Annotated in this window: 18 protein-coding genes and 1 tRNA gene; 9 read left to right on the forward strand and 10 right to left on the reverse strand. The window is 60.9% G+C overall.

The features are described from left to right. Window positions 1-101: 101 nt before the first annotated feature. The gene (locus BSY240_RS05595; RefSeq protein WP_069041660.1) at window positions 102-329 is read left to right on the forward strand and encodes a DUF2842 domain-containing protein; all 228 of its coding nucleotides are present in this window, start codon (window positions 102-104) and stop codon (window positions 327-329) included. Window positions 330-444: 115 nt separating this feature from the next. Then, window positions 445-1,707: a GNAT family N-acetyltransferase gene (locus tag BSY240_RS05600; protein ID WP_069041661.1), complete on the forward strand. Its 1,263-nt coding sequence runs from the start codon at window positions 445-447 to the stop codon at window positions 1,705-1,707. A gap of 28 nt (window positions 1,708-1,735) precedes the next feature. On the opposite strand, the gene BSY240_RS05605 is transcribed toward BSY240_RS05600, so the two are convergent. Then, entirely contained in the window at window positions 1,736-3,928 is a 2,193-nt protein-coding gene (locus tag BSY240_RS05605; protein WP_069041662.1) for a GumC family protein, read from the reverse strand. 189 nt (window positions 3,929-4,117) lie between these two features. Here BSY240_RS05605 and BSY240_RS05610 point away from each other — a divergent pair, with 189 nt between their 5' ends. From BSY240_RS05610 to BSY240_RS24085, 6 genes are all read left to right on the forward strand, one after another. Beyond that, complete coding sequence (locus tag BSY240_RS05610; protein ID WP_371418475.1) at window positions 4,118-4,687, forward strand: polysaccharide biosynthesis/export family protein; 570 nt, start codon at window positions 4,118-4,120, stop codon at window positions 4,685-4,687. A 3-nt stretch (window positions 4,688-4,690) separates the two neighbouring features. Next, entirely contained in the window at window positions 4,691-5,833 is a 1,143-nt protein-coding gene (locus tag BSY240_RS05615; RefSeq protein WP_069041664.1) for a glycosyltransferase family 4 protein, read from the forward strand. 109 nt (window positions 5,834-5,942) lie between these two features. Continuing rightward, complete coding sequence (locus tag BSY240_RS05620) at window positions 5,943-7,499, forward strand: undecaprenyl-phosphate glucose phosphotransferase (RefSeq protein WP_054150585.1); 1,557 nt, start codon at window positions 5,943-5,945, stop codon at window positions 7,497-7,499. Continuing rightward, on the forward strand, window positions 7,496-8,728 hold the full coding sequence (locus BSY240_RS05625) for an O-antigen ligase family protein (RefSeq protein ID WP_069041665.1): 1,233 nt from the start codon (window positions 7,496-7,498) through the stop codon (window positions 8,726-8,728). Before BSY240_RS05620 ends, BSY240_RS05625 begins: the two co-directional genes overlap by 4 nt. A gap of 99 nt (window positions 8,729-8,827) precedes the next feature. Continuing rightward, window positions 8,828-9,085 (forward strand): hypothetical protein, encoded by a 258-nt coding sequence (locus tag BSY240_RS05630; protein WP_236759317.1) that lies wholly within the window; start codon window positions 8,828-8,830, stop codon window positions 9,083-9,085. A 77-nt stretch (window positions 9,086-9,162) separates the two neighbouring features. Continuing rightward, window positions 9,163-9,312, forward strand: coding sequence for a hypothetical protein (locus tag BSY240_RS24085; RefSeq protein WP_006727526.1), 150 nt, complete (start codon window positions 9,163-9,165; stop codon window positions 9,310-9,312). Window positions 9,313-9,329: 17 nt separating this feature from the next. Here the strand turns inward: BSY240_RS24085 and BSY240_RS05635 are convergent, their stop codons facing one another. The 9 genes from BSY240_RS05635 to BSY240_RS05675 all read right to left on the reverse strand — a co-directional run bounded on the left by BSY240_RS05635 (window position 9,330) and on the right by BSY240_RS05675 (window position 15,653). Next, on the reverse strand, window positions 9,330-10,352 hold the full coding sequence (locus BSY240_RS05635; RefSeq protein ID WP_069041667.1) for an extracellular catalytic domain type 1 short-chain-length polyhydroxyalkanoate depolymerase: 1,023 nt from the start codon (window positions 10,350-10,352) through the stop codon (window positions 9,330-9,332). A 205-nt stretch (window positions 10,353-10,557) separates the two neighbouring features. Further along, window positions 10,558-10,634: transfer RNA gene (locus tag BSY240_RS05640), tRNA-Pro, on the reverse strand. Window positions 10,635-10,756: 122 nt separating this feature from the next. Beyond that, window positions 10,757-11,170, reverse strand: a complete 414-nt coding sequence (locus BSY240_RS05645; protein WP_083229564.1) for a hypothetical protein — start codon at window positions 11,168-11,170, stop codon at window positions 10,757-10,759. Between the two features lie 79 nt (window positions 11,171-11,249). Further along, the gene (locus BSY240_RS05650) at window positions 11,250-11,783 is read right to left on the reverse strand and encodes a MerR family transcriptional regulator (protein ID WP_069043840.1); all 534 of its coding nucleotides are present in this window, start codon (window positions 11,781-11,783) and stop codon (window positions 11,250-11,252) included. Window positions 11,784-11,909: 126 nt separating this feature from the next. Next, the gene (locus BSY240_RS05655) at window positions 11,910-12,248 is read right to left on the reverse strand and encodes an integration host factor subunit alpha (protein ID WP_054150580.1); all 339 of its coding nucleotides are present in this window, start codon (window positions 12,246-12,248) and stop codon (window positions 11,910-11,912) included. A 108-nt stretch (window positions 12,249-12,356) separates the two neighbouring features. Next, window positions 12,357-13,328 (reverse strand): beta-ketoacyl-ACP synthase III, encoded by a 972-nt coding sequence (locus BSY240_RS05660; RefSeq protein ID WP_054150579.1) that lies wholly within the window; start codon window positions 13,326-13,328, stop codon window positions 12,357-12,359. Between the two features lie 16 nt (window positions 13,329-13,344). Next, window positions 13,345-14,391, reverse strand: coding sequence for a phosphate acyltransferase PlsX (plsX, locus tag BSY240_RS05665; RefSeq protein WP_054150578.1), 1,047 nt, complete (start codon window positions 14,389-14,391; stop codon window positions 13,345-13,347). A gap of 101 nt (window positions 14,392-14,492) precedes the next feature. Then, on the reverse strand, window positions 14,493-15,053 hold the full coding sequence (locus tag BSY240_RS05670) for a YceD family protein (RefSeq protein WP_069041668.1): 561 nt from the start codon (window positions 15,051-15,053) through the stop codon (window positions 14,493-14,495). A 60-nt stretch (window positions 15,054-15,113) separates the two neighbouring features. Further along, window positions 15,114-15,653: a ubiquinol-cytochrome C chaperone family protein gene (locus tag BSY240_RS05675; protein WP_069041669.1), complete on the reverse strand. Its 540-nt coding sequence runs from the start codon at window positions 15,651-15,653 to the stop codon at window positions 15,114-15,116. A gap of 241 nt (window positions 15,654-15,894) precedes the next feature. On the opposite strand from BSY240_RS05675, the gene BSY240_RS05680 reads away from it, so the two are divergent. Continuing rightward, window positions 15,895-16,398, forward strand: coding sequence for an outer membrane protein assembly factor BamE (locus BSY240_RS05680; RefSeq protein ID WP_054150575.1), 504 nt, complete (start codon window positions 15,895-15,897; stop codon window positions 16,396-16,398). Window positions 16,399-16,429: the final 31 nt, after the last annotated feature.

The raw sequence follows: 16,429 nt of genomic DNA on the forward strand, positions 1-16,429 counted from the left end.
TCGACCGTTGATTTGCATCAGTCAGCCGTGCAAAACAAGCCCGCCGGTTTGCGGCAAGCGGTCGCGTCGCGGAAGACGGCGACGTCGAGTAGGAATAAGGCATGACAAGGCGCCCGAAACTGAGATCCTTCATCGGTACGATCCTGATCATCCTGATCGTGTCGGTCTATGCCCTGCTCGCGACGACGATCGCGACGGCAACGCTCGCGACCGCGCCCTGGTGGGCTCATCTGCTTTACTTCCTCCTGACCGGCCTGCTCTGGGTCATTCCGGCCATGCTCGTGATCAAGTGGATGGCCGGCCCCTTCAAGAAGAAGGACGCGGATTAACTCCGCCTTTACCCTGGCAAGGTGTCAGGCTGCCCATCTGCGAAACCGATAACCGTTTGTTGGCAGTGTCCGCTTAAGCTCCTGCGCGTCAGTGAAACCGGACAGGATAGGGTACATGCGGGCCCAGATACGCCATGATGCGATGGCATTTGCCGAAGATCTGCCAGATGACGGCGCCACTGTCGAACGCAATCGAGCGGCCCTCGACAGCCCCGCTGGACGGCTCTCGCTGACGGTTCATCAGCGCATGAAGCCGCTGGAACAGGTCTGGCGGCAGCTCGAGGCCGATCCGTGGAACTCCCTGCATCATGGCTATGACTGGTGCCGCGCCTGGGTCGAGACCCATGGCCATACGCTTGCCATCGTCGAAGGACGCCTGAACGACGAGACCGCCTTCCTGCTGCCGCTCGAAATCGAACGGCACTATCTCGTGCGCAATGCCCGCTTCATCGGCTCCGCCTTCACAAACTTCAACAGCGGCCTGTTCAGCGCCCGCTTCCGATCGGTAGCATCGACGCTTCCCAGCCACTCGCTCGAAACACTGCTGGTCGAAGCGTTGCGTGACCACGCCGACCTGCTCAGCTTGACGAACATCCCCTTCAACTGGCGGGGCGAGCGGCACCCGCTTTCGGCTCTGCCGCATATTCGCAACCAGAACGCATCCTTCCAGCTGCCGCTGTGTGCGACCATGGAAGAGACGATTGCGCCGCTGAATGCCAAGAGCCGCCGCAAGAAGTATCGCGCACAGATCCGCAAGCTGGAAGCCGCAGGCGGATTCGAGCATATCCGCCCGACCAAGCTTGCCGAGCAGCAAGCCCTGCTCGAACGCTTCTTTCAGCAGAAGGCCGCCCGGTTTGCCTCAGGCGGCTTGCCGAACGTCTTCCAGCCTGCGGAGACGCAGGCCTTCTTTCGGATGCTCCTCGAAGTGGATCGCGGCGGAAGCGACGTGCCGCTCGAACTGCATGCCGTTCGCCTGAAGGGCGAGCATGACGGCAAGATCGCCGCCATCACCGGTCTCTCGCGCAAGGGCGACCACGTCATCTGTCAGTTCGGCTCAATCGACGACAGTCTGATGGCGGAGGCCAGCCCCGGCGAACTCCTGTTCTGGTTGGTCATCGAGCGCAGCGCCCTGAACGGTGCCGCCCTGTTCGACTTCGGCATTGGCGATCAGGACTACAAGCGTCGCTGGTGCTCCGTGCAAACCGTGCACCATGATGTGTTGCTGCCTCTGCGCCCTGCAGGTCACCTCGCGGCGATGACGCATCGCAGCCTCACCCGGACGAAAACCTTCATCAAGGGCAATCCGCATCTCTACACGCTCATCCAAAGGATGCGAGCCCAGAGCACGGCTGCGCCGACTGCCAAACCAGAGGATTGAGCGTTCCCGGCCCAGGGAACGGCCGATATCAGGCTGCGTCTCTCGCGTGGCGGCTTGGCGGCGTCTTCACCGAAAGCAGAACGAGATCCGAGTAGCCGACATCCTCGAAGGTCACCATGATCTCGGCAAGCTCGTCCGCCCTGGGATCGGGAGCCGAGAGGATGATCTCGTGGCGGCCATTGCGGCTGAGACGGGCGACGCTTTCTGCATTCGCAGGACCGCATTCGACCAGAACCAGATCGTAGACGTCAGCGAGTGCATCGACGATCATGGAGAGACGGTCGGCGCCACGCATGGCCTGACGGATATCCGCATTGCCCTGCGGGACGATATCGGCCGTCGAGGAACGATCAGGATGGATGCAATCGGCAAAGGCGGCTTCGCCGGTCAACAGATCCGTGATTCCAGGAAGATCCCGCCAGGACGCCATCAACCGCGTCGGGCAGGCTGATCCCGTCATGTCGACGAGAACCATGCGCTTGCCGCGTTCGGCAAGTTCGCGAGCGAGAGCGACCGTGCCGAGCGAGCCATCGTCGCCCGATGGCGAAATCGCAAAAGCGATCCGCGTTTCCTGCTCGACGAGAAAATTGGCCACGGATGCGATAGAGAACTCGTCATGCTCCTCGACAGTCTCAGCCGCAGGAATCTCGGCAGTGACGACCTGCTCCATCTCCTCGACCAGTTCGGCGTCCGGGGCAACATTCAAAAGGCTCGCGGGCGTATCGGCCGAACGCTCGGGCTTGCCCGGATCGGGAGCGGCTTCCTGACGCGGTAGCGCCTCTTCCTCACGACGGACCGCAACGGGAGCCACCGTCCCCGTGGGACGCAAGGCCCGACCGCTGAAAAGCTCGGCAAGCATCACGGCGACGGCCGCGAGAATCATGGTCGACAACGTGGCGACGATCGTAATCGGCAGAACCTTCGGGAAGTTCGGCTCCTGTGGCTCGATCGCAGTGGAAATCACACGCGCATCAGCAGGGCTCGAATCCTTGTCGAGGCGTGACGACGCCTCGCGGTAGCGGGCCAGATAGGTTTCGAGCAGCTGACGCTGGGCGGTCGCCTCGCGTTCCAGTGACTTCAAGCCGACTTCGTCCTCGCCGGCACGGGCCGTGTCAGCCTTCAAGGTATTCAGCTGGGCAAGCAGCTGTGTTTCGCGCTCACGAGCAACGGCGGCTTCATTTTCGAGGCCGGCCGCGACCTTCAGCGATTCGGCCTGTACCTGCTCGCGGATACCCGAAAGCTGGGCACGCAGGGCCTTCATCTGGGGATGACCATCGAGCAGGCGCGTGGAGAGATCGGAAATCTGGGCGCGCAGCTGCGATTCGGCGGCCCTCAGGCGCTGGATCGATTCCGAGCGGGCAACCGCATCCAGCGTTTCGGTCGACCTTCCAGCCTTGATGCTGGCACGCAGGTTCTCAGCGGTTGCTTCGGCATTCGCGCGTTCGCCACGGACCCGGGCGAGTTCCGTCGAGATATCGGAGAGCTGCTTGCTGCTGAACGAGCTTTGATCGGAGCCGAGTGACATCAAGCCCGCCGAGGAGCGATATTCCGCAACCTTCTGCTCGGCCTCACGGACCTTTTCCCGCAGGTTGGCAATCTCCGTTTCCAGCCAGCGGACGGCGTCGGAATTGCTGTCGAGCTTGGCACCGCTCTGCAAGGAGCGATAGACGTCCATCATCGTGTTCGGGACTGTTGCCGCGAGCTTCGGATCCTGCGATGTGAACTCGATCCCGATCACCCGCGACTTGTCGACCTGATAGACGGCGAGCTTTTCCTTGAAGGCGTTGATGACGCGCTCTTCGGGCGGAAGTTCCAGCGGGTTACTCTTCAGTCCAAAGAGCACGAGGAAGTCGGTGACGACGGAGGGGCTGGAGTCCGGATCGAATTCGGTGCGCTCATGCAGCTTGAGGTCCCGGGCCACCTGCTTGATCAGATCAACGGACTGGAGCAGTTGCACCTGGCTTGCGATATTCAGTTCGTCGGGCAAAGGTTCGGCGATCGAGGACGAGGTTCCCGAGGCCGAGAAGTTCGGCTCGCGCGGCTCGATCAGAAGTTTTGCATCGCCCTTGTAGGTGGGCGAGATCGCATTGGCACCAACGAAGGCCAGCACCCCGACAAGCGCAGTCGCGGCCAGGATCCTCCCCTTTCGCTCCCACACGGCGCGAAAGAGCTGGGCGAGGTCGATATCGACATCATGTTGATCGCGGTCCACACTCGGCATCACAGACTCCCGGAACATCTTGCCCGCGAAAGTAAAGGATCATGGTAACACAAGGGTTAACCGTGATGCTCCCAGTTTTGGCGTCTGAATGAGGCAATCCGCCACCAGACGTTTACCCGGCATTAACCCTAACCATTCGATAACAGGCCAACGAATGTGGGTTCAGTGGGAGCGCAGCAGCGCATGGCGATGGTCGGCAAACAGGCGATGGTTCTGATCGCAAGCGTGGTCCTGTCGATCGGCGTTTCGGGCTGCGCGAGTTATCGCCCTGCCCCGAAGGTCTTTCACGAGGCCACTATCCAGCCGTATCGGCTCGACAGCGGTGACCGTCTGCGCGTCACCGTTTTCGAACAACCGAGCCTCACCAACACCTATACCGTTGACCAGGCCGGCTACATCGCCTTCCCGCTCGTTGGTCAGGTCGCGGCTCGCGGTGCGACCCTCACCCAGCTCGAAGGCGCGATCGCCCAGAAGCTCAAGCAGGGGTACCTGCGTGATCCCGACGTCTCGATCGAAGTCGATCGCTACCGGTCCATCTTCGTCATGGGCCAGGTCGGGCAACCGGGGCAATACGCCTATGTGCCGGGCATGACGATCCTCAACGCCATCGCCGTCTCCGGCGGCTTCAACAGCCGGGCCAATCAGCGGGATGTCGACGTGACCCGCAAGATCAACGGACAGATCATCACCGGCCGCGTGCCAATCACCGACCCGATCCTTGCAGGCGACACCGTCTACGTGCGCGAACGGCTGTTCTGATCGATGGCCGAAGCCCCGTCGCTGCGCATCGTGCATTGCTTTCGGTCGCCGATCGGCGGAATCTTCCGCCATGTCCGCGATCTGGCAGAGTTGCACAGCGCGGCCGGACACAAAGTCGGCATCCTCTGCGACAGCTCGACGGGCGGCGCCCATGAAGACCGGCTCTTCGAGCAGATCATGCCGCATCTTGCGCTCGGCGTCACACGCTTCCCGATTCGGCGTTCCGTCAGTTTGAAGGACATGGCGGCGCTCGGCGAAGCTTACAAACTCATCAAGGAATTGCAGCCGGATATCCTGCATGGTCATGGCGCCAAGGGCGGCGTGATCGCGCGGTTGATCGGCTCACTGCTGCGGGTTCGAAGGTATCGCGTCGCCCGCCTCTATTCACCGCATGGCGGCAGCCTGCATTTCTCGCGGGCAAAACCGTCAGGACAGGCCGTCTTCATGGCCGAGCGCGTTCTGGAGCGGATGACGGAATCGATTTCTTTCGTCTGCGACTACGAGCGCCAGACCTACGAGACAAAGATAGGCAAACCCCATTGCCAGGCGACGCGGGTCTATAACGGCATCAGCGAGAGAGACTTCGGGCGTATCCCGGTCGAAGCCGCGGGCGTGGATTTCGCCTATATCGGAATGCTGCGCGACCTCAAGGGGCCCGATGTCTTCATCAATGCCTTCGCCGACGCTGAACGACTGGTTGGTCGACCGTTGAGCGGGGTGATCGTCGGAGACGGCCCCGACCTCGATCGCTATCGTCGAATGGTCGAACAAAAAGGCCTTAGCCGCCGGATTGGCTTCAAACCCGCCATGCCCATCGCCGAGGCCTTTGCGCTCTCCGACATCATTGTCGTTCCCTCGCGCGCCGAGGCCATGCCCTATATCGTCCTGGAGGCGCTGGCCGCAGAAAAGACGGTTATCGCCTCACGGGTCGGGGGCATTCCCGAGATCCTCGGCCCTGACTGCGAGGCCCTCGTCGAGGCCGGCCGCGCCGACCTCTTCGGCGCCGTGATGGCCAAGGCGCTCACCGATCCGGACTGGTCGAGGCGAACCATGCCGAGTCCTCAGAGCTTCCGCTCCCGTTTTTCCGCAACAGTCATGGCCAGGGACATCGAAGCGCTTTATCGGGCGCAACTCGCGCGCATTTGACCGCGGCTTGCACTGAAACGGCACAGATCACGCCATTTCTGAGGGGATCCTAAAGCGTTTCTTAGGACCTTCGCCGTAGTCTTCCCGCACACACGTGCGAGATCCAGACATGAACAAGGTCGACAAACCCGAGGCATTCGATCTTGACGCATTGCGTCGCGGTCAGACGGCCGGCGACGATCCCCTGCACAAGGTGGAAGGGGAGCGTAAAGCCGAAATCAGCGCATTGGCACGCCAGATCGCGTCACAATATGCGGTGGCCAACTATTCGCCGTCGATCGTGATCGGCCAGCTGCGTTTTCTCGAGTTCTTCAGTCTGTTCGGGATTGCGCTCGGCGCTAACTTCTTCTTCGCCTTCGATCCGGGCGCTCACTTCCTCGACACGAGCGTCAGTGCCTTTGTCGGCTCGCTGATGGCATTGCTCTTCATGCAGGCCAGCGATTGCTACCATGTCTCGATTCTGCGTTCGCCGATGGGATCCATGGCGCGGGTACTCGGAAGCTGGATGGCTTCCCTCGGTCTTGTCGCTCTGACGAACTTCCTGTTCATCGACCATGACCCCAATTACCGCAGCATACTCGCCGCATGGTTCGTGCTCGGTGCGATCTATCTCCTGATCGAGCGCAATCTGATCGGGTTTGGCTTTCGGCGCTGGGGACGCAACGGCGTGATGGAGCGCCGAGCGGTGATCGTCGGCGGCGGCAAACCTGCCAAAGACCTGATCCGCGCTCTGGAACAGCAGCCGGAAAACGACATCCGGATCTGCGGTATCTTCGACGATCGTAACTCTGCACGCTCCCCGGACGTGGTTGCCGGTTACCCGAAGCTCGGGACCGTGGCGGAACTCGTCGAATTTGCGCGTCTCGCCCATATCGACATGCTGATCATCTCGCTGCCGCTCAGCGCTGAAGCCCGCATCATGCAGCTCCTGAAGATGCTCTGGGTGCTGCCGGTCGATATCCGCCTCGCCGCCCATTCCAACAATCTGCGCTTCCGGCCTCGCGCCTATTCGCATGTCGGTGCGGTCCCGCTTCTCGACATTCTCGACAAGCCGATCCGTGACTGGGATTCCGTCGCCAAGCGCGCCTTCGACATCTTCTTCAGCGTTCTCGCCCTCATCCTGCTGTGGCCGGTTTTCATTGCCACGGCGATTGCGGTCAAGATGACATCCAAGGGACCGGTCTTCTTCGTGCAGAAGCGTCACGGCTTCAACAACGAGGTGATCAACGTCCTGAAATTCCGGTCGATGTATACGGAAATGAGCGATCCGACGGCCAAGAATGCCGTTACCAAGAACGACCCGCGCGTGACGCCGGTCGGCCGTTTCATCCGCAAGACGTCGATCGACGAGTTGCCGCAGATCTTCAACGTGCTGCGCGGCGATCTCTCGCTGGTCGGCCCCCGTCCCCATGCCATCCTCGGCCAGACCCGCGACAAGACATTCGGCGAAATCGTCGAGGGTTATTTCGCCCGCCACCGGGTCAAGCCCGGCGTCACCGGTTGGGCGCAGATCAACGGCTGGCGCGGCGAAATCGACACCGACGACAAGATCAAGTTCCGCACGGCCTATGACCTCTATTACATCGAAAACTGGTCTCTCTGGTTCGATCTGAAGATCCTGTTCCTGACCCCGCTCAGGCTTCTCAATACCGAGAACGCCTATTGAGTGCCGTCGTCAACCAAGCGAGGCCCTTCAATCCGCAGGCAGCTGCCGTTCAGCTGATGATCTCCTGGATCATGGCGTTTGGCGTCTTCCTGTCGGGCTTCGTCATATCCGAGCCTGCCCCTTATGAACTTCTGATGGTCGGCCAGGTCGCGCTCTGGTTCCTCTTCGGCCTGAAGATCTCGCGCGTCGTCGCGCCCCTGCTCGCTCTGTTGCTGATCTTCAACGTCGGCGGTTTGCTGGCACTGACCATGCTTAGGACCATCCTGACGGAGCAGGTTCTCTACGTGGCAGTGTCGATCTTCCTGGCGCTCACGGCCGTGTTTTATGCTGCGGTCATCGAGGACAGGCCGCAGCGGCTGAAACTGATCTTCCAGGCCTGGGTGGCTGCCGCCATCATCACGGGTATGCTCGGGATTCTCGGCTATTTCCACGCCTTCCCCGGAGCAGAAGTCTTCACGCGCTACGATCGCGCCATGGGTGCCTTCCAGGACCCCAATGTCTTCGGCCCGTTTCTCGTCGCGCCGACACTTTACCTGATGCATGGCATGCTGAAAGGGCGGCTGCTCGAGTCCCCGCTGCGGATTGTCGGTATTCTGATCCTTTCCTTGGCGGTGTTTCTCTCCTTCTCGCGCGCCGCCTGGGGACTGTTTCTCTTCTGCACCGTCGCCCTGGTCTTCGTCATGCTGCTCAAGGAGCGGACCAATGCCTTCCGCCTGAAGATCCTGGTGCTGTCCCTTGCTGCGGTCGTCGCCATGGTCTTGGCGCTCTCGGTCGCTCTGCAGTTCGAGAAGGTGCAAGCGCTGTTCGAGACCCGGACCCAGTTGGTACAGGAATATGACGGCGGCCACCTGGGGCGCTTCGCCCGGCACCGTCTCGGTTTTGAACTGGCGATGGAAAGGCCGCTCGGGATCGGGCCGATGATGTTCGGCCGGATCTTCCCGGAAGACGAACACAATATCTGGCTGAAATCCCTGATGGCCTATGGCTGGATCGGCTTTGTCTCTTACGTGACCCTGATGATCTGGACCGTGTCGATGGGCTTCCGCTACTTGCTGCGCGAAAGACCATGGCAACCCTATCTGATGGTCGCCTGGATCGTTCTCGTCGGGCATATCCTGGTCGGCACCGTGATCGATACCGACCACTGGCGGCATTTCTATCTCGTGCTCGGCATCGTCTGGGGCTGGGGCGCTGCCGAATGGCGTCACCAGCGCGCCTTGCGGAACTGACGCAGAAATGGCCGATTGCGGGCACTGCATTGATTTATTGCCCGCGCACCCCATACTTTACTCATGATCACACCTGCTCAGATACGCGCTGCGCGCGCCATGCTCGACGTCACCATCGACCGATTGTCGCAGGAAAGCGGCGTGCCCGCGCTGCTGATCCTCCAGATCGAAGCCGGGAATGGCTATGACGCCACACCACAGCATTACGCGGCGCTGAAGACCGCGCTCACGGATATGGGCGTCGTCTTTCTGGAGGCGGGCGAAGGCGGCCAAGGTGCAGAAGGACTTCGTCTTGCTGCGCGCGGCGGTGACGACGGCATGCGCCCCGAAGAACTCACCGCCGCCAACGACGATTGAGTTTTTCCAATATGGCGATGGAACAATAACCGGCGCCCAGACTTTCCCTGTCCGACATCATCAGACAGGAGAATTTCATGAGCCGGAACAATGGCCTCTACCTCATCATCGGCGCTCTCGTGGTCGCCGTTATCGGCCTTGGCATCTATGTCTACCAGGAAGAGCAGAAGCCTGACGGCGTCGAACTCCGGATCGGCGAGAGCGGCGTATCGATCGAGGAAAACTGAGCAACCGCCTCAGCAGCTCAAGTTCGGCCTGGCCGAATGAAAGTTTCGTAGAACTGCTGGGGCGCGCCGATGGCGCCCTCAAGCATGTAGGCCTGGCGCTCAGAGCCGGCGCGTCGCGCGATGACGGGCAGGCCATGGTCCAGGGCATTAAGCAGGCGATACTCCACCAACCGTCTGCCATTCTCATCCTTCCAGACGATCATCGATCCTTCCGGCCGGACTTCACTCTGTCCGGCGAATTCATCAAGCCCATGGAAATCCAGCCATTGGGCGAGCAGCGCCTCTCCATTGCCTGGCGACACCACCCGATCTGCCCTGCCCTGCCAGATCGCCACGGCTGGTTTGCGGCTGGACACGTCTCCTGCCGCACTCCGTGCCAGGTCACCCCATTCCCGTCTGCTGCGGCGAGGACCTGATTTCATCACTGAAAGTGCCGACATGGCGTCGCGGGCCGCGCCAAAGGGGAGCCCACCCACCACCTGACCGGCGGCAAAGAGATGCGGATATGTGACGAGGATCGCATTGGCCATGGCACCGCCCGCCGACAGCCCCTGGATGAAGACCCTGCTGTCCGCGATCCCGTGACGCTCGATCGCGTGTTCGATCATCTGGCGGATCGACATCAGCTCACCGCGATCGCGCGCCACCATGCTCGGGCGGAACCAGTTGAAGCAGAGATTGTGATTGTTCTCCTTGGTCTGCTCCGGATAGAGCAGCACGAAACCCTTTTCCCGCGCCATGCGGCTCCAACCGCTGCCACGGTCGAACTGTCTTGCGGTCTGTAGACAGCCATGCAGTACCACCACGAGCGTAGCCGGGTCCCGGCGGGCGGAGGGCACATATTCAAACATCCGCAGTCGTCCGGGATTGCTGCCGAAGGCATGCACCTGCACGAGGCCGGAGCGCGGCGCGCGGGGTTTTGCGACCTTCGGCGGCTCATACATCCTGAGCTTGGGCATCGCCTTCTCCAGCCTGCGCTGCAGACGCTTCTGGCTGCGAAGCAGCGCAGAAAGCGGAGAGATGGAGAACTTGAAGCGCATCGGATTTCGGCTCCTTTCGAACCTCTTTCCAATATAATGCTGCATTGCAGCAAACATAGGACAGAAACCAAAAGAAGCCGAGTGACATTCACGCTCGGGAGTTTTGCGACGACCTGTCGCCAACAACGAAAAAACCGGGCACCTTGCGGTACCCGGTCTCTCTAACCATGTCACGAAATCAACTGCTTGATCCCTGAGCATAAAATGGTCGGAATGGCGGGATTCGAACCCACGACCCCTTGACCCCCAGTCAAGTGCGCTACCGGGCTGCGCTACATTCCGTCATCTGCCAATCGTGCTTTTTTGGGTCACGAGTGACCCGCTCGACAGCCAGTTTCCTTTAGACAGTCAGCCATTTCTGCGCAAGGGGAAACTCCAGCGGGGACGAAAAAATGCAAGGATGATCAATTCAGACGTTGCATCAGCGCTCTGATTTCCTCGAAGCGCCGGCGTTCTTCGGGTTCTTCGCTGTTTGCGGCGTAGCAGGTCAGGTCCATGCAGAAGCGCGTGACCTGCAGCGGTTCGGCGTCACGTTCGAATTGACACTCGATCTTGTCAGAAATGTCCTGCGGTTCGCTGTCCATCCGGGTGGAATAGGTGAGCCTTGCTCCTGGCGGATCAAGCTCAGGAAAGGCCTGGACAACGCCAACCTTCAGATCTTTGACCATCAGCATGTTCTTCGCCACGAAGATGCAGGCATCCTCGACGGTAGCAGGTCTGGCCTCGGTGGCGTCAGACGACGTTGCCGCCTGCTGCGCAAGCGCCGGGGCGGCGGCGAGCAGGAAGAGAAGTGGGAGTGTGATAAAAAGCCGTTTCATGGAGCCTCGCGCGGGTTGCGTGTCGGTCCTTCAACGCCTCAAGGTCAAGCGGTGTTCCGTTCAAGGGAACGAAGTGTCATCACCGCACCTGATCGAGCAGCCGCTTGCATTCGAGCAGGTCGAAAAGTGCCTCCTGCAAGAGCGCACGGTCTTCCTTGCCGACGGAGCCCTTGCCGACCGAGCTCTCCGGTGCGTCATCATTGGCACCGCCACCGAAGCCGAAGAAACGACCGCTGGTGCGCACCTTGGGTCGGCCGACGACCTGGTCCTCGTCGAGATTGACCTTCGGCTCGTCGTTCTTAGAGGCATTGGCGGCAACAAGCGCTTCCATGGTGGCGACATCGCCGGTGGCAACCGCCATGACGAACTTGTTGCCGTTGGTCTTCAGAAGCTTCTGCACGCCCTTGATCGTATAACCCTGATCGTAGAGCAGATGGCGGATGCCCTTAAGCAGTTCGACATCGTCGGGACGATAGTAGCGCCGACCGCCGCCGCGCTTCAGGGGCTTGATCTGCGGAAAGCGGGTTTCCCAGAAGCGCAGGACATGCTGCGGCAGGTCGAGGTCATCAGCGACTTCACTGATTGTGCGGAAAGCATCCGGGCTCTTGTCCAACTGCATCACAGCGCTCCTCGAAGATCACGCGGGCGCGCGACTCGGATCACATTTCAACGGGGTGAGGGCTGGTTTTCAAGCGCTCGATGACCGGCGGCACGATGCTCCACCGATTTTGGTCTTTTCTCAGGCGGCCGGATTGACCGGCTTCTGCTTGGCCTTGCGGGCAATATGGGCCCGCAGGATGCGCTGCTTCAGCACATTCGACGCCTTGAAGGTCATGACACGACGCGGCGAGATCGGCACTTCCTCGCCGGTCTTCGGATTACGGCCGATTCGCTCGTTCTTGCTACGAACCTGAAAGGTGGCGAAGGACGAAAGCTTCACGGATTCACCACGCACAATGGCATTGCAAATCTCATCGATGACCGTTTCCACGAGTTCGGCGGATTCCGTCCGGGAGAGACCGACCTTGCGAAAGACTGATTCTGCCAAATCCGCACGCGTCACTGTCTTTCCGGCCATTGTTCTCGCCCGCCTAAATCAATGATCTTGTTGAATTGGGCAGAGACTATTGCCCTTGGCCGCAACGGTCAAGTGCTTGTCGATGCGCAATTTTTAGGGTTTCAAATGCTACCAGCGCACCAGCACGGCGCCCCAGGTGAAGCCGCCGCCCATGGCCTCGAGCATCACCAGATCTCCCTGCTTGATCCGGCCGTCGCTGGCCGCCGTCGCAAGGGCCAGCGGAATGGATGCCGCAGACGTATTTCCATGCTTGTCGACGGTGATCACGACCTTCTCATCGGGAATGCCGAGCTTCTTCGCCGAGCCGTCGATGATGCGCTTGTTGGCCTGATGCGGGACCAGCCAGTCGATGTCATCAGCGGTCGTACCGGTCGCCGTGAACGCAGCCTCGATGACGTCGGTGATCATGCCGACGGCATGCTTGAAGACTTCGCGGCCTTCCATGCGCAGATGACCAACCGTGCCTGTGGTCGAGGGACCGCCATCGACATAGAGCTTTTCACGATGGGCGCCGTCCGAGCGCAGGTTCGAGGTGAGAACGCCGCGGTCTGCAACCGTCCCCTCGCCTTCGGCCGCCTCGAGCACCAGCGCACCAGCACCGTCGCCGAACAGAACGCAGGTCGTGCGGTCGGTCCAGTCGAGGATGCGGGAGAAGGTCTCGGCGCCGATGACCAGCACCCGCTTTGCCATGCCGCCGCGGATATAGAGATCAGCCGTCGCCATGGCATAGACGAAGCCGGAACAGACGGCCTGAACGTCGAAGGCGAAGCCGTGATGCATGCCGAGACGGTTCTGGATGTTGACGGCCGTCGCCGGGAAGGTGTTGTCGGGCGTCGAGGTCGCACAGATGATCAGGTCGATGTCGGCAGCCGTCAGACCTGCGCGATCGAGCGCTTCCTGAGCTGCCGCTGCACCCAGCGATGCCGTCGTCTCGCCTTCACCTGCGATGTAACGCTGCTTGATGCCGGTACGCTGAACAATCCACTCGTCGGAGGTTTCGACCAGGCTTTCGAGATCAGCATTGGTCATAACCCGTTTCGGGAGCGCTGCTCCGAAACCGCGAACTACAGAACGGATCATTGGAGTTTCCTACCTTTCACGCCGCTTCGGGGCCGGCCGGAGACGGGTGCCGCGCGTGATATTTTTTCAAGTCGTTTTCGATCTTCTGGGTGAGACCGTTCCGGGCCATGTCATAGCCCACATCGAGAGCCGCCGCAAAGCCTTCGGCATCCGTGCCGCCGTGGCTTTTGATGACGATGCCGTTCAAGCCGAGGAAGACACCACCATTGACCTTGCGCGGGTCCATCTTCTCGCGCAGGCGATCAAAGGCGCCCTTTGCCAGGATGTAGCCAAGCTTGGCCATCCAGGTGCGCGACATGGCCGCGCGCAGGTATTCGGCAATCTGCTTGGCCGTGCCCTCTGCAGTCTTGAGGGCGATGTTGCCGGTAAAGCCTTCGGTGACGACGACGTCGACCGTGCCTTTGCCGAGGTCATCCCCTTCAACGAAGCCATAATAGTCGATCGTGTCGAGGCCGGCCTCGCGAATGAGGCGCCCGGCTTCCTTGACCTCTTCCTGGCCCTTGATCTCCTCCACGCCGACATTGAGAAGGCCAACCATGGGCTTCTCGATCTCGAAGAGCGCGCGCGCCATGGCGCCGCCCATGACGGCGAAGTCGAGCAATTGCTGCGCATCGGCACCGATGCCGGCACCGACATCGAGCACGATGCTCTCGCCCGACAACGTCGGCCAGATCGCGGCGATCGCCGGGCGCTCGATGGTCGCCATGGTGCGCAGGCAGAATTTCGCCATGGCCATAAGCGCGCCGGTGTTGCCGGCCGAGACGACCACATCGGCCTGGCCGGACTTCACCGCCTCGATCGAGCGCCACATGCTGGAGACGTAGCGGCCGCGGCGAAGCGCCTGGCTCGGCTTCTCATCCATGGTGACGGAGATGTCGCAGTGGTGGAAGGTCGACTTTTCCTTCAGCTTGGGAAACTGCGCGAGGATCGGCAGGCAGCGTTCCTGCTGGCCGAAGAGAAGGAAGGTTACATCGGGATGACGCTCAAGTGCCTTGGCGGCTCCGGGGATGACGACCTCGGGACCGAAGTCTCCACCCATGACGTCGACAGAAATTCTGATCACTTAGACCTGACCCTTCTTCATCGCTGGTCAGCGATATTTTCGGCCAAAATAGCGCTTTTCACTCGGCACACAACCCACCCGCAGGTGCAGATGGGGGATGATCAGTCCTTTTTCCAGTCTTTCAGGACCGCAAAGGGCGACGGCTTCTTGTCTTCTTCAGCCTTGCTTTCGATGTGTCCGGAGAAGGCAACGCCTTCTTTCTTCGGATAGGGATCGATGTCGAGAGCGGCGAATTCGGCGACCAGCGCGCCGGCGTCGATCGTGTCACCGGTAAACTGTTCGGGAAGGTCGGGACCATCCGGATCGAGCACCATCTCACCGGCGCCATCGAGCACGATGCGGGCAAGCTTGGATCCCTCCGGCACGAAGATCTGGTCGATCTCCTGATCGATCGTGGAGACCACCGGTTCCAGGGTGACGACGCAGGCCTGCACGAGTTCGCCCGTGACATTCCCCTTGATGCGTACACCGTCCTTTTTCCAGCGGGCGATCTGCAGGTCGGCGGACAGCCGATTGACCGCCTCCACGTTCCAGAGGTCCGCAAGGCCCGCGCGCTCACGCTCGTCGGCTTCCACATGGACCTGTACCGGGTTGGCGGAGATATGGGCGACTTTCACCAGATAGGTGAACTCGCGAGGGTCCCTTGCATTGCTGCCTGTCATGTCGTCAATCCTTGTTCTACCGTCCGGTGCGACCTCTGCGCTCCAAGCGCTTGCCGCTGCTCAGGCTCCCGGGACGGCCAGGCGGGCCATGCCCGTCTCGATTTCGTTTTCATCCAGGGCGGCCAGCGCTTGCTCGGCTGCAAACATCCAGTCGGCTAGCGCCTGCATGGAGGGAGCCGCCTCGCCTTCTTCGGGATGAATGTTGCGCTTCAGCGCGGCGCCAAGCGCTTCGCGGTCGTTTTTATCCAATGCCGCCGCGTAGGACTCCAGTCGACCATAATACATGCCGGCGAGCTTCTTCATGCGCTTCGGCACGCCGGGATCGCCGACGCCCAGTTCGCGGATGGAGTGATCGACATCCTCAAAGAAGGCGTCGATGATGTTCTGGGCGATCTCCTGGCCGCTGCGCGGAGATTTCGCCGTGCGGCGAAAATAGAGAATCAGCATGATCGTCAACAGCTCGAACCGGCCGATCACGGTGTCCGGAACATTCATGTCGAGATAGAATGCGGGCGTGCGCGCCGCCGCCGTCAAAGCCCCGTACTGGCGCTCGACGATCACCTGATTGTTTCTTTTCTGCCGAAAGAAGCCGAATACCATCCAATTCCACCAAAAAGAGCCGGCCGAAGTGGTGAGCCCGGACGTGGTCGTGTTGCATGATTGCGAAAGCTGGTTTACCGAAGCAGGCGTGAATTGCAATGCCGATATCCGGCACGGATGCCGCATCTCGTGGCAGATTGACCGGCAAATCGGCAGCGCGAGCTTTGCGGCGGCTTTCCCCGGAAAGGCCACAATGCTATGCGCAGAAGCGATCAGGCTCCGTCAGGTGCCTTCGACAGTCATGGGAGACGTTTGCGTGAATATCAGGATTTTCAAGTCGGACAGGAAGCTCCTGAGCACGACCGCACTTGCTCTTGCCGTCACCATCGGCCTCTCCGCCTGCCAGACCTCCGAGGTCTTCCACAACGGTTATGTCGTTGATCAGGCAGCGCTGGACCTGGTGCCGGTCGGTTCCAGCCGCGAACAGGTCCTTCTCTCGCTTGGCACGCCGTCGACCACGGCGACCTTCGACGGCGAAGTCTTCTACTACATCTCCCAGAAGCGCACCCGACCGGTCGCCTTCATGAAGCAGCGCCTCGTCGACCAGCAGATCCTCGCCATCTACTTCGACAAGGACGGCGTCGTTGCGCAGCGTGCGAACTACACGCTGCAGGACGGCAAGGTGTTCGATACGATTTCCCGCACGACGCCGACCGGCGGTCGCGATCTCACATTCCTGCAGCAGTTGCTGGCTGGTGGCGGTGGCGCAGCCAACAGCGTCCGCAATATCCTGAGCAACTACTAAGACCATCCACCGAGGGAGCTATGCCCTCGGC

Source organism: Agrobacterium sp. RAC06, from assembly GCF_001713475.1.
In the GTDB taxonomy this organism is placed as follows: Bacteria; Pseudomonadota; Alphaproteobacteria; order Rhizobiales; family Rhizobiaceae; genus Allorhizobium.

What these genes read in the sequence shown, in the direction of transcription:
- BSY240_RS05645 (WP_083229564.1), bottom strand. Translation starts at nt 11,170, where the DNA reads ATGAAACGGCTTTTTATCACACTCCCACTTCTCTTCCTGCTCGCCGCC.
- BSY240_RS05600 (WP_069041661.1), top strand. Translation starts at nt 445, where the DNA reads ATGCGGGCCCAGATACGCCATGATGCGATGGCATTTGCCGAAGATCTG.
- BSY240_RS05620 (WP_054150585.1), top strand. Translation starts at nt 5,943, where the DNA reads ATGAACAAGGTCGACAAACCCGAGGCATTCGATCTTGACGCATTGCGT.
- BSY240_RS05595 (WP_069041660.1), top strand. Translation starts at nt 102, where the DNA reads ATGACAAGGCGCCCGAAACTGAGATCCTTCATCGGTACGATCCTGATC.
- BSY240_RS05660 (WP_054150579.1), bottom strand. Translation starts at nt 13,328, where the DNA reads ATGATCCGTTCTGTAGTTCGCGGTTTCGGAGCAGCGCTCCCGAAACGG.
- BSY240_RS05680 (WP_054150575.1), top strand. Translation starts at nt 15,895, where the DNA reads ATGGGAGACGTTTGCGTGAATATCAGGATTTTCAAGTCGGACAGGAAG.
- BSY240_RS05655 (WP_054150580.1), bottom strand. Translation starts at nt 12,248, where the DNA reads ATGGCCGGAAAGACAGTGACGCGTGCGGATTTGGCAGAATCAGTCTTT.
- BSY240_RS05615 (WP_069041664.1), top strand. Translation starts at nt 4,691, where the DNA reads ATGGCCGAAGCCCCGTCGCTGCGCATCGTGCATTGCTTTCGGTCGCCG.
- BSY240_RS05605 (WP_069041662.1), bottom strand. Translation starts at nt 3,928, where the DNA reads ATGCCGAGTGTGGACCGCGATCAACATGATGTCGATATCGACCTCGCC.
- BSY240_RS24085 (WP_006727526.1), top strand. Translation starts at nt 9,163, where the DNA reads ATGAGCCGGAACAATGGCCTCTACCTCATCATCGGCGCTCTCGTGGTC.
- BSY240_RS05675 (WP_069041669.1), bottom strand. Translation starts at nt 15,653, where the DNA reads ATGGTATTCGGCTTCTTTCGGCAGAAAAGAAACAATCAGGTGATCGTC.
- BSY240_RS05630 (WP_236759317.1), top strand. Translation starts at nt 8,828, where the DNA reads ATGCTCGACGTCACCATCGACCGATTGTCGCAGGAAAGCGGCGTGCCC.
- BSY240_RS05635 (WP_069041667.1), bottom strand. Translation starts at nt 10,352, where the DNA reads ATGCGCTTCAAGTTCTCCATCTCTCCGCTTTCTGCGCTGCTTCGCAGC.
- BSY240_RS05610 (WP_371418475.1), top strand. Translation starts at nt 4,118, where the DNA reads ATGGTCGGCAAACAGGCGATGGTTCTGATCGCAAGCGTGGTCCTGTCG.
- BSY240_RS05670 (WP_069041668.1), bottom strand. Translation starts at nt 15,053, where the DNA reads ATGACAGGCAGCAATGCAAGGGACCCTCGCGAGTTCACCTATCTGGTG.